Annotated in this window: 10 protein-coding genes; 7 read left to right on the top strand and 3 right to left on the bottom strand. The window is 33.1% G+C overall.

Annotation, left to right across the window (positions count from 1 at the left end):
- The first annotated feature begins 196 nt into the window (after positions 1-196).
- From EOD40_RS00475 to uxuA, 3 genes are read left to right on the top strand one after another with little or no spacing between them, the layout of a single operon-like run.
- Entirely contained in the window at positions 197-1,303 is a 1,107-nt protein-coding gene (locus EOD40_RS00475; protein WP_231129549.1) for a DUF4861 family protein, read from the top strand.
- A gap of 44 nt (positions 1,304-1,347) precedes the next feature.
- Entirely contained in the window at positions 1,348-2,187 is an 840-nt protein-coding gene (locus EOD40_RS00470) for an SDR family oxidoreductase (RefSeq protein WP_128192939.1), read from the top strand.
- A gap of 29 nt (positions 2,188-2,216) precedes the next feature.
- A complete protein-coding gene (gene uxuA / locus EOD40_RS00465) occupies positions 2,217-3,395 on the top strand; it encodes a mannonate dehydratase (RefSeq protein WP_196781408.1) in 1,179 nt (392 codons plus the stop codon).
- 250 nt (positions 3,396-3,645) lie between these two features.
- On the opposite strand, the gene EOD40_RS00460 is transcribed toward uxuA, so the two are convergent.
- Complete coding sequence (locus tag EOD40_RS00460) at positions 3,646-4,566, bottom strand: retropepsin-like aspartic protease (protein WP_128192937.1); 921 nt, start codon at positions 4,564-4,566, stop codon at positions 3,646-3,648.
- A gap of 492 nt (positions 4,567-5,058) precedes the next feature.
- On the opposite strand from EOD40_RS00460, the gene EOD40_RS00455 reads away from it, so the two are divergent.
- Complete coding sequence (locus EOD40_RS00455) at positions 5,059-5,793, top strand: porin family protein (protein WP_231129548.1); 735 nt, start codon at positions 5,059-5,061, stop codon at positions 5,791-5,793.
- Here the strand turns inward: EOD40_RS00455 and EOD40_RS00450 are convergent.
- The gene (locus EOD40_RS00450; protein ID WP_128192936.1) at positions 5,788-6,396 is read right to left on the bottom strand and encodes a hypothetical protein; all 609 of its coding nucleotides are present in this window, start codon (positions 6,394-6,396) and stop codon (positions 5,788-5,790) included. The genes EOD40_RS00455 and EOD40_RS00450 overlap by 6 nt on opposite strands.
- 173 nt (positions 6,397-6,569) lie before the next feature.
- Here EOD40_RS00450 and EOD40_RS00445 point away from each other — a divergent pair, with 173 nt between their 5' ends.
- From EOD40_RS00445 to EOD40_RS00435, 3 genes are all read left to right on the top strand, one after another.
- Positions 6,570-9,014, top strand: coding sequence for a bifunctional UDP-N-acetylmuramoyl-tripeptide:D-alanyl-D-alanine ligase/alanine racemase (locus EOD40_RS00445; RefSeq protein ID WP_128192935.1), 2,445 nt, complete (start codon positions 6,570-6,572; stop codon positions 9,012-9,014).
- Between the two features lie 86 nt (positions 9,015-9,100).
- Positions 9,101-9,520 carry a large conductance mechanosensitive channel protein MscL gene (gene mscL, locus EOD40_RS00440; RefSeq protein WP_128192934.1) on the top strand — a complete coding sequence of 140 codons (420 nt, stop codon included), beginning with the start codon at positions 9,101-9,103 and terminating at the stop codon, positions 9,518-9,520.
- Between the two features lie 162 nt (positions 9,521-9,682).
- Positions 9,683-10,678 (top strand): aspartate-semialdehyde dehydrogenase, encoded by a 996-nt coding sequence (locus EOD40_RS00435; protein ID WP_128192933.1) that lies wholly within the window; start codon positions 9,683-9,685, stop codon positions 10,676-10,678.
- Positions 10,679-10,792: 114 nt separating this feature from the next.
- Here EOD40_RS00435 and EOD40_RS00430 read toward each other — a convergent pair whose 3' ends face one another.
- Positions 10,793-11,854: a hypothetical protein gene (locus EOD40_RS00430; RefSeq protein ID WP_128192932.1), complete on the bottom strand. Its 1,062-nt coding sequence runs from the start codon at positions 11,852-11,854 to the stop codon at positions 10,793-10,795.
- Positions 11,855-12,018: the final 164 nt, after the last annotated feature.

Below are 12,018 nucleotides of genomic sequence, written 5' to 3'. Positions count from 1 at the left end.
ATTAAACCATTTTTAACCATTAAGGAATTAAGAAAATTTAGGCTTAATGGCTCTTAATTTCTTAATGGTGAAATTAAAATGTAAAGCTCTGTTATAAGCTATGAAAAACTATATAAGTTTGATGTTTAAGTGTTTATTGGTATTTTTTTTGTTTTCAATATTGGCTAATGCCCAAAATAAATCAGTGAAAATTTCAGTGAAAAATAATCTCGGTTTTTCGCGAAAAGAAATTCTGTCTGTTTCGGGCAAACAACTTTCAGATTTGTTGAAAGGAAATAAAGCGAACGATTTGCGAATTAAAAAAGAAGGAACATCTGAATATGTTGTTTTACAATGGGTAGATTTTAATCAGGATGGAGTGGCTGATGAATTGTTGTTTCAGGCTGAGGTTCCGGCTAAAGCCAAAACGAATTACGAAATAGTTTTTGATGGAACTATAGCTTTGCCTGAAAGTACAATTACAACTTATTCCCGTTTTGTGCCAGAACGCACCGATGATTATGCCTGGGAAAATGATAAAGTGGCTTTTAGAACCTATGGTCCTGATGCGCAAAAAAGAGTAGAAGAAAATCGTCCAGAAGGAACATTAACCAGCGGAATCGATCTTTGGTTAAAAAGAACGGATAAATCCATCATCAATAAATGGTACGGCGAGAACCTGAAAAAACCGGGTTATTACCATATTGATCACGGCGAAGGTTATGACCCGTATCAGGTGGGCGCGAGTCGCGGTACTGGAGGAAGCGGGATTTGGGAAGACAACAAATTGGCAGTTTCTAAAAATTTTGTGAGTTATAAAACCATTTCAGTTGGGCCATTACGCACTGTTTTCGAATTAACGTATGCGCCTTGGAGTTCGTATGAAGTAAAAGAAACCAAAAGGATTTCGTTAGATTTAGGTTCGAATTTTTCTAAGTTCGAAATTTCGATTGATGTCAATAAACCGCTTCCAAATTATGCCACAGGTATTTCTTTGCATGAAAATAAAGGCGAAGTAAAAATTAATAAAAAAGAAGGTTGGTTTCGCCATGGGGAGACAATCGATGGGGTTTTCTTAGGGGAAGGAATTGTTTTAAATCCAAAGTTAGTTCGTGATGCTTTTGCAAATGTTTCAAAGCTAAAAGACCATAGCGATTTGTTGGTAATAACACATCCAAAAGAAAATAAGTTAATATATTATGCCGGTTTTGCCTGGCAAAAAAGCGGTCAAGTTACTAACGTAGCTGATTGGGATACTTTATTACAAAAACAAGCCGAAATAATTGCTAACCCCCTTAAAGTAACGATAAAAGGAAATAAATAAATCTTTTTTTGTAGTTTCGCTAAAACTTACAAAAAAAGACTGGAATGGATATAATTAAAGGGCTAAAAGATAAAGTAGTCGTAATAACTGGAGGTGCTGGAGTATTAGGTGCCGGATTTACAAACGCACTGGCAAAACAAGGGGCTAAGGTTGCAATATTAGGAAGAGACTTAGTAAAAGCTCAAAAATTAGCTGCCGAAATTAATAGTGCTGGTGGAAAAGCCTTAGGCGTTTCTGCTGATGTTTGTGATGAAGACAGTTTAAGAAAAGCACATCAGGAAATTAATGAGCAATTAGGATTAGTTGATATTCTGATTAATGGAGCGGGAGGAAATCACCCAAAAGGAACTAGTGCTGATGTTTTTTTTGACAGAGAAAATAAAACTACAGGATTACAAACTTTTTTTGGTTTAGATACTGAAGGATTGCGTTTTGTATTTGATCTTAATTTTATTGGTACTTTGTTACCAACTCAGATTTTTGCTGCTGATATGATAGGAAGAGAAGGATGTAGTATCTTGAATATTTCTTCGGTAAGTGCTTTTCATCCGTTGACAAAAGTGGTTGCTTACAGCGCTGCCAAAGCCGCTATCAGTAATTTAACAGAATGGTTATCGGTTTATTTTGCTAAAGAAGGGATTCGAGTGAATGCACTTTCGCCAGGTTTTTTCTTAACGGAACAAAACAGAACTTTATTGACTACTGAAGACGGAAGTCTTACCGAAAGAGGAAATAAGATTCTTTCACAAACACCAATGGGACGATTTGGTGAACCAAATGATTTAGATAGTACATTACTTTGGCTATGTAATCCTGCTTCTCGTTTTGTAACAGGAATTGTAGTTGCTGTAGATGGTGGATTTTTAGCGTATTCAGGAGTTTAACACACACATATAATCAAAATACAATGGGAATAGAACAAACTTGGAGATGGTACGGACCAAAAGATACTGTGCCACTTTCTCATATTAAAATGGCAGGAGCAACAGGAATTGTAACGGCTTTGCACCATATTCCAAATGGAACTGTTTGGACAGTGGAAGAAATTCAAAAAAGAAAAAAAGAAATTGAAGATGCTGGATTGACATGGTCAGTGGTAGAAAGTATTCCTGTTCATGAGAATATTAAAACCCGTAAAGGAGATTATAAAAAATACATTGAAAACTACTGTCAAAGTATAGCAAATCTTGGAGCTTGCGGAATTGATACCGTTTGTTACAATTTCATGCCGGTTTTAGACTGGACCAGAACGGATTTGGCTTTTGAAGTAGAAGATGGTTCTAAAGCTTTGCGTTTTGACCGAATGGAATTTGCAGCTTTCGAATTGTTTTTGTTAAAAAGAAAAGGAGCTGAAAATGATTATACTGCTGAAGAAATTGCTAAGGCTACTACCGTTTTCGAAGCTATGAACGAAGACCAAAAAACATTATTGGTTAAAAACATTATTGCCGGATTGCCAGGAGCTGAAGAAGGATATACAGTAGAGCAATTACAAGTAGCTTTAGATGATTATGCTGAAATTGGCGATGCCGAATTGAGAAATAATTTATACGAATTCTTGAAAGAAATTATTCCGGCAGCTGAAAAAGCAGGAATTGTGATGGCAATTCATCCTGATGATCCGCCTTATGCTATTTTAGGTTTGCCAAGAGTGGTAAGTACTGAAGCTGATGCAAAACAATTGATTGAAGTTGTGGATAGCAAAAGCAATGGTTTGTGTTTTTGTACTGGTTCTTACGGTGTAAGAGCAGACAACGATTTAGTAGGTATGGTGCAACGATTAGGTCATCGTATTAACTTTATCCATTTAAGAGCAACTAAACGTGATGCGGAAGGTAATTTCTACGAAGCGGATCATTTAGATGGCGATGTGGATATGTATGGTGTGATGAAAGCAATTGTGGAAGAACAAGATAAGAGAATTGCTAATGGTCGTCCAGATTACAGATTGCCAATGCGTCCCGATCATGGTCACCAAATGCTTGACGATTTGGACAAGAAAATGAATCCGGGTTATTCAGCTATCGGTCGATTAAGAGGTCTTGCTGAGTTAAGAGGTCTTGAAAGAGGAATCAGAGGAAATCAAAATTAAATAGTATTAAAAAGGAGCAATTTTTTTGCTCCTTTTTTTGTAAAAGCACAAAGATAAAGATGATATAGCTTTTGTATTTTGACTTGTTTTGTTTGCTCACTGCTGTGGGCACAGACAAATGCCTGCGCTAACGTTTGCCTAAATGCTACAAGTCCGAGCGATCGGGTACTATTTTCTCATAATTGTGAGGGCAAAGACAGAGACTATTCCAGAGCGGGTGTACACAGAAATTCTTAGCTGTTTCCATTAGTTATTTATATGGCTCAAAAAAGAATACTTTATTTTTAAAATCGAAAGTTACTATGCCATATTTCAAAAATTGTGCTCCAATTATAGAATAATGTTTATTCGAACAAGTAAGTACTGGAAATCCATGCATTACTAACTTTCCTATGCTTACGGAATCAATTTTTGCAAAATAATTGATTGTTGTATCGTTATGTTTTCCAAACAGACCTGAGCTATAATTATCCTTACTTGCTACAGTACCAATTATATTCTCTTTTTTAATACTATTATTAGAAATTAGCTTATTGTAAGAATCCATTTTAATTTCATACAATCTTCTGGAACCTGTATCAAAGAGGGTCGTATCTTTGCAAGAACCGTCTGAATAGGATGTTAGCAATAAAGGTGTGTTTTGAGTTCCGAAAGTATTAAATTTTACAGAACTAGTTTTTTCGTGTTTCATATTAAAATGTGATTTTGATACTTTAAGTTGCTTATTTTTTGTGTCAATTTTAATAATTAAATTAGTAAAAGTATCACTGCCTAAATAGCCATCTATCACTATTTTTTTGTGTTTAAAAGGCTGTAACACTTTTACAACACTAACTGTCCTATTGTTGATTTCAAAGTTTTTAAGTTGTAAACTTGAAATTGTTGTTTGTTTTACCCATTTTTTATTACCAAAAAAATCTACACCTTTTATAGAATCTTTTACCTCTAATTTAAGTTTTTTAAATATATCTTCTGAAATACATGTGGGAGCACCTGTATCTAGTATAAAATGATAGGTAATTCCATTGATAGTAGTTGGAACAACAATAAAATCAGAGTATAATTCAATAGGAATTGTAACAACTTTAAGCCTATTATAAAAGGATAAGGAGATTGATAGTAATAGGACTAAAATGGACAAAAATAGAACTAAGTTTCTTTTTCTAATCATGATTTTCTTTAAAGCTTAAAATACTGTTTTAAGTATTAATAACGTCAGTTTGTGAAAAAAAATCCGTCTTGTTGAAAACAAATATATATAAATAGTTTTATAAAAAAAGAAGATTTTTCGTATTTTTATATATGCATTATGCTCTATGGATTAGTTTTAATAAACCCAGCTTCTCGAAGTGTTCCTTAAAAATAGTTCTTAAATAGTGGAATTGCTCCTCAAAGTATTTTTCCGATTGCACAGTTATTCACCTGTGCCCGCAAAGATTGTCAAAGCAAATCTAATAAAATTAGGTTCACTTCTTTTGTTATTTATAAAGTAATACTCCTTTTGGTTTTAGTGTTTGTTTATTTGAGTGTAAAGTTGTAAAAACTATGTTGACGTTTTGAATTTCTGAATGAAATTGTGCAATTTTTTTGCTCCTTTTTTGTTTAATAAATCATCGCTACATTGAATCAGTTATATTTGTAAAGTATTTAATAAAAACAGCTAATGATGGACTTACTTCTTAACCCATTTAAAGAAAAATTATTTTTTAGTGTTTTGCTATTGCTGTCTTTTTTTAGTGTTTTTGCACAAGGAGGAGCGCAGCCTAAGAAAGAAGTAAAAGAGGTAAAAATAGATTCTTTGTACAGAGAAGACCAGTTTTATTTTGGGTTTACCTATAATACGTTGAAACAAATGCCGGAAGATGCCTCTCAACAAAAATTTTCAATTGGGATTTCAGGAGGTTTTCTCAGGGATATGCCTGTTAATAAAGACAGAACCGTAGCTTTTGCATCTGGTTTAGGACTTAGTTATAATAATTACAATCAAAATATCGGAATTAGCGGAACCGCCCAAGATGCAATTTATACTGTTCTAGGTTCGCAATCTAATTTTGATAAAAACAAGTTCACTCAGTTATTAGTCGATGTGCCTCTTGAATTCAGATGGAGAACATCTACTTATGAGAGTTATAAGTTTTGGAGAATTTATGGCGGTATGAAATTTAGTTATTTGGTTTATAGTAAATCTGTTCTTGAAAATAATGAAGGCCGGGTAGTGATTACTAATAATGCCGATTTCAATAAATTACTTTACGGCCTTTATCTGTCAGCAGGATTTAATACCTTAAATGTGTATGCTTATTATGGTTTGAATCCTGTTTTTAAATCGGCTGAAATTGACGGAAAGAAGATCGATATGAATGCCGTTACCATAGGTGTGATTTTCTATATTTTATAACCATACATACAGCAAAAGAATTTGTGGGATACTGCCTAAAAGTACTCCCATAATCAGTTCTTTAGGAGTGTGCGCTTTCATTATCAATCTTGATGAGGCCACAACACCATTCATTAATACCAGAAAAATTATTAGGGCAGTATTTGGAGTTTGGTGATGCAGACTTAAGCCGAAGACAAAAAAAGCCAAAGCACTTAGTCCCATCATGTGAAGACTGACTTTTGTGTTAAAAAACAAAAGCGATAATGCAATGAGTGTACTCATCAAAGCACCTAAAAAGAAAAAATGCAGTTCGGGATAAAGTTCCAAGGTAATGCTTTTTCGAACCAAAAGAATAATCAGAAAACATTGAATAACTAAGGGGAATTTACGTTCAGACAATTCAGGTACCATTATAGAGGTAATTTTTCCGGTTAACTTCAACAGGAAAAAGAACATAATTGGTATTACAAATGTGATGATGCTTACCTGAAGTAAGACTATGTATTTTTCTTTATTGAAAAAATAAGAATGATTTGAAAAAAGATAAAAAAGGGTGGCATATATCGGGATAAATACCGGATGAAAAAGATAGGAAAAAAAAGGAAGAATTCTTTTTGGCATTTTTTGAAAATAACTTAGACTCACAAATATAGCGAATCTGGTAAAAAGTCTTTTTCTAAATTAAAAGATTGAATTATATTTAACATTCTTTTAAATTCTTATACAAGGCTTCAGTTTCAAAAGAAGTCTTATTTTTGATGAAGCATAGTTTGCCTTAACTTCTTTTCAATTCGATGAGTATAATAATAAAAAACAGTATTCCAATTCTGGATGCAAAATGGTTTGGAAACCATCCCGAAGCAATAATAGATAATATTTCGATTGACAGTCGCTCCTTGCAAAATAATGAGCATACGCTGTTTTTTGCTTTGGTTGGTCCCAATAATGATGCGCATCATTATATCAGGGATTTAATTGCCATAGGGGTACAAAATTTTGTTGTGACTCATATTCCTGAAGAATGTAACGGTCAGGCTAATTTTTTAGTTGTCAAAAATACGCTTGTTGCATTGCAACAATTTGCGGCATACTACCGCAGTCTTTTTCATTTTCCAATTATTGGTTTAACGGGAAGTAACGGAAAAACCATTGTCAAAGAATGGCTTAATTTCCTGTTGAGTCCGGATTATAATGTGATTCGAAGTCCTAAAAGTTACAATTCCCAGGTGGGTGTTCCTTTGTCGGTAATTGCCATTAATGAGAAACACAATCTGGGCATTTTTGAAGCGGGAATTTCTACCGTTTCTGAAATGGATAAACTGGAAAAAATTATAAAACCTACCATTGGTGTTTTGACCAATATCGGTTCTTCACATGATGAAGGCTTTACTGATTTGGAAGAAAAAATCCAACAAAAAATGCTGTTGTTTCAAGATGCTGCCGTTTTGATTTATCAAAAAAACTCTCAGGTTGAAAACTATATAAATCCTAAAACAAAAGCTTTTTCGTGGAGTTTTAAAGAGGAGAATGCCGATGTTTTTGTGTTTAACAAAGAAATTGCCAATCATGAAACTACATTGTCTTATAAATACAAAGGGAATTCGTATGAGTTAAAAATCCCTTTTGTGGATAAGGCTTCTATCGAAAATGCTATTTCGAGTTTGATGGTGTTGTTGTATTTTGATTACGAAAGTGATGTCATCCAATCGAGAATGGAAATGCTTTTTCCGGTCGAGATGCGCTTGGAAGTAAAAAACGGAATCAATAATTGTAGTATTGTTGATGATAGTTACAGTTCGGATTTTCAGTCTTTGAAGATTGCCTTGGATGTGTTGGAAAGCCAGAATCAATTTCAAAAGAAAACGGTAATCCTTTCGGATATTTTTCAAAGTGGTTTTCCTAATGAGCAATTGTATGCTAAAGTGGCGCAGTTAATTGTTTCGAACAAAATTAATCGTGTTATCGGAATTGGAGAAACTATCTCGGAGTTTAAAGATCAGTTTTCGAATTGCATTACATTCAAAACTACAGCTGATTTTATTTCGAATTTTGAAAAGCTGGATTTCTCCAATGAAAGTATTTTGATAAAAGGAGCGCGTTCGTTTCAGTTTGAGGAAATAGTGACTTTGTTAGAAGAGAAAACCCATGAAACGGTTTTGGAAATTAACCTGAACGCCATTAGTTACAATCTGAATTTTTTTAAATCGAAATTGAAGCCAAAGGTGAAGATCATGGTGATGGTGAAGGCTTTTGGTTATGGAAATGGCGGACTCGAAATTGCCAAATTACTGGAACATCACAAAGTGGATTATTTGGGTGTGGCTTTCGCCGATGAAGGAATTTCGTTGAAAAATGGCGGAATCAAATTGCCTATTATGGTGTTGAACCCTGAAAGTACTAGTTTTTCGGCCATTATTCAGCATCGCTTAGAGCCTGAGATTTATAGTTTGAAAGGATTGCACGCCTTTCTTAAAATTGCAAAGCAAAAAAATCTGCAACATTTCCCAATTCATATTAAACTCGATACAGGCATGCACCGTCTGGGTTTTGAAGAAAATACTATTGATGAGTTGATTTCGACTTTAAAAGGAAATTCAACAGTAAAAGTTCAAAGTATTCTGTCGCATATGGCTACCAGCGATGATGTAAAATATTATGATTTTGCGCTTTCGCAAATTCAGTTGTTCGGTAGATTGTCAACTAAAATAATGAGCGAATTAGAGATTAAACCTATTCGTCACATTTTGAATACTTCGGGAATCAGTAATTTTCCGGACACACAATTTGATATGGTGCGTTTAGGAATTGGACTTTACGGGGTTTCTAATGATGCCAATGAACAGAAATATTTAGAAAATGTGGGTACTTTGAAATCTATTATTTCGCAAATCAGAACTATTGGTACAGGGGAAAGTGTGGGTTATGGCCGAAGATTTATGGCCGAAAAAGAAACTAAGGTCGCCACAATTCCTATTGGTTATGCCGATGGAATTTCGAGAGCCTGGGGTAATGGCGTAGGTTATATGCTTATTAATGGAAAAAATGCGGTTATCTTAGGAAGTGTTTGCATGGATATGTTGATGGTGGACGTAACCGAAATTGATTGTGCCGAAGGTGATGATGTGATTATTTTTGGCGAGAATCCAAATGTCTCTTTTATTGCCGAAAAGTTAAATACGATTCCGTATGAAATACTAACGAGTATTTCCCAGAGAGTGAAACGGGTGTTTTATCGCTAATGCATTTTTTACTTTGAATTGTTTTCTTGTTAAAAAAAAGTGTTAATTTAGGAATCGGAAAGAAGTTTAACTTAAAACAGATAAGTATGGGATTTTTTAGCGATTTTAAAGCCTCTCTAATGAAAGGTGACGTATTGAGTTTAGCAACTGCCGTTGTAATTGGTGGTGCTTTTGGTAAAATTGTGGGTTCTGCTGTAGACGATGTTATTATGCCAATTGTTGGTCTAATAACAGGTGGGGTTGATTTTACAACAAAATTTATCACTTTAGACGGAAATAGCTATGCTGATTTAGCTGCTGCTAAAGCTGCTGGAGCTGCTGTAATTACTTATGGTAACTTAGTACAGGCGATTATTAATTTCGTAATTATTTCCTTTTTTATCTTTGTGGTTTTAAGGGCTGCTGAGAAAGCTAAAAAGAAAGAAGAAGTTGCTGCTCCTGCTGCACCAGCCGGGCCAACTCAGGAAGAATTGCTTACTCAAATTAGAGATTTATTGAAAAAGTAATACCGCTTCACTATATGTTCAACTAAACCACTCAGAAACGGGTGGTTTTTCTTTTGTGTTATATTTTTAACTTTTTGTTACTTTTTGTGAACGTCATTGTTTTGGCTTGGATATTAATTACTTTTGCAGTTCAAATTTAATATTCAATAATAAAAATATACTATGAAAATAGCAGTTGTAGGTGCAACCGGAATGGTTGGAGAAGTAATGTTACAAGTATTGGCAGAAAGAAATTTTGTTACTGCTAATGACGAATTAATCCTTGTGGCTTCTGAGAGATCAGTAGGGAAAGAAATGGAATTTCAAGGTAAAACATACAAAGTGGTAGGATTGGCTACTGCTGTGGATATGAAACCGGAAATAGCTTTATTCTCTGCAGGTGGAGATACTTCATTAGAATGGGCACCAAAATTTGCTGCCGCTGGAACTACTGTAATTGATAACTCTTCAGCTTGGAGAATGGATCCAACTAAAAAATTAGTAGTTCCTGAAATCAATGCTGGCGAATTAACTAAAGAAGATAAAATCATTGCTAACCCAAACTGTTCTACTATCCAAATGGTTTTGGCTTTAGCTCCATTACATAAAAAATACAACGTTAAGAGAGTTATCGTTTCTACTTACCAATCTATTACAGGAACTGGTGTAAAAGCGGTAAAACAATTAGAAAACGAATATGCAGGAATTGATGGTGATATGGCTTACAAATACCAAATCCACCGTAATGCAATTCCTCAATGTGATGTTTTTGAAGAAAACGGATACACTAAAGAAGAGATGAAATTAGTTCGTGAGACTAAAAAAATCTTAAGTGATAATACTATTGCAGTTACGGCTACTGCTGTTCGTGTGCCTATCGTAGGTGGACACTCTGAGGCAATCAACGTGGAGTTTTCAAATGATTTTGACATCAACGAAGTAAGAAGCATCCTTGAAAATACTGACGGAGTAATTGTTCAGGATAACTTGAAAGAGTTTGAATACCCAATGCCTCTTTTTGCTCAAGGTAAAAACGAAGTGTTCGTAGGTAGATTAAGAAGAGATGAGTCTCAACCAAATACTCTAAACATGTGGGTTGTTGCTGATAACCTAAGAAAAGGTGCTGCTACAAACACGATTCAAATCGCGGAATATTTAGTGGCTAACAACTTAGTATAATACTAAATACTTTTTATAAACAGAAAGCTTCTCGATTGAGAAGCTTTTTTTATGGGTTAAATATAGGATTTATTGAAGTTAAGAGAAAGATTTGTAAGATAACAGTTGATTTTGTTAATCATAATATTCGATTTCTCTTGTAACAATCTTAGAAATAAAATTATCCTTTGAATAGATTTTTTTTATCCAGTTTTTATGTGAATCTAATATTGTTTCAATTTGGGTAGTCTCAGTATGTTCTTCTTTGTCATTAAAGAAATCAGATTTTCTTCTGTAAATAGAAAATTTAGAATTTTCCATAATTTTATAATAGGACGTTTTTTCTTTGTTTGAATAATAAGAATAATTTAAAATTGTAATTGAATCTTTTGAATTATAAGTATATGTATGTGTGCTTCTCTCTAAAAAATCTCTAAAATATTCTTCTTTAATATCTAATATATAATCTTTATTGGTGTATTTTTTTGTTATTTCTTTAAAAGATGAACTCGTCTTGTTCTTTATTGTAATTAAAGTATCATTAATAGTTTTGTACGAATAGAGAGTAGAATCATTAGGAAACAAGTTTTTTACGGTTTTATCTCCAGTAATACTTTTATCCCAAGTTATCCCAAATCCATTTGGAGTATTGTGAAGTTTCTCTTTTATTACTTGTCTTTTATTATCATAAGTATATTGATGGTAGTGTTTGAGTGTATCTTGTAGGAAGTATTCTTGTTTTACTAAAAGATTATTTTTAAAATGATTTATATATTGTTCACCTAATTTTTTTCCTTTTTCGTAAATGTTTATGCAATCTGGTTGTTTTCGGGAATTGGAAAAAAACTGTTTGGCTAAAACAGAAAGGGAATCATTTCTCTTGTTAAAAATAACTATTGGTCTGCCTGATTTATCAAACTCAATTAATCTCTGATTTTTATAATATTTATTAAAATTGGAAGTAGTAATTTTTGAAAACAAACCATTTTTTAAAAATTCAATTTTAGTGCTAATTTTTGATGTATCTATTTTGTTATTTTGTTTAGTGTATGAAATATCATCTATATTTAAAGTTTTCACTTTAGCATTTTTGAGATCATTGTAATTAGGTAATGTTACAAATCTTGAAAAAGCATCTTCTTGAGAAAATGTAGAATAGGAAATAGATAAAAAGATAAATAAAAAAATATGTTTCATTATAGCATTTTTTTAAAATATCTGTCAACAACTTTATAGGTTTGATAGCTGTCAGATTTTATTTGAGTCAAATATATTAAAATATTCTTACAAATTATTTAAAGAAGATTTAAGTATTTCTTACGTTAATCTACCCAATTAGGATTTCTTAATTCCACCGCTTA

Origin of the sequence: Flavobacterium sufflavum, assembly GCF_004016525.1 — a bacterium.
Classification (GTDB): domain Bacteria; phylum Bacteroidota; class Bacteroidia; order Flavobacteriales; family Flavobacteriaceae; genus Flavobacterium; species Flavobacterium sufflavum.
Note: the sequence above shows the minus strand (reverse complement) of the source record. Positions and strands in the feature narration are given on the sequence as shown.

Coding starts and splice junctions, on each gene's coding strand:
- EOD40_RS00435 (WP_128192933.1), top strand. CDS start 9,683: ATGAAAATAGCAGTTGTAGGTGCAACCGGAATGGTTGGAGAAGTAATG.
- mscL (WP_128192934.1), top strand. CDS start 9,101: ATGGGATTTTTTAGCGATTTTAAAGCCTCTCTAATGAAAGGTGACGTA.
- EOD40_RS00470 (WP_128192939.1), top strand. CDS start 1,348: ATGGATATAATTAAAGGGCTAAAAGATAAAGTAGTCGTAATAACTGGA.
- EOD40_RS00450 (WP_128192936.1), bottom strand. CDS start 6,396: ATGCCAAAAAGAATTCTTCCTTTTTTTTCCTATCTTTTTCATCCGGTA.
- EOD40_RS00455 (WP_231129548.1), top strand. CDS start 5,059: ATGATGGACTTACTTCTTAACCCATTTAAAGAAAAATTATTTTTTAGT.
- EOD40_RS00430 (WP_128192932.1), bottom strand. CDS start 11,854: ATGAAACATATTTTTTTATTTATCTTTTTATCTATTTCCTATTCTACA.
- EOD40_RS00445 (WP_128192935.1), top strand. CDS start 6,570: ATGAGTATAATAATAAAAAACAGTATTCCAATTCTGGATGCAAAATGG.
- EOD40_RS00460 (WP_128192937.1), bottom strand. CDS start 4,566: ATGATTAGAAAAAGAAACTTAGTTCTATTTTTGTCCATTTTAGTCCTA.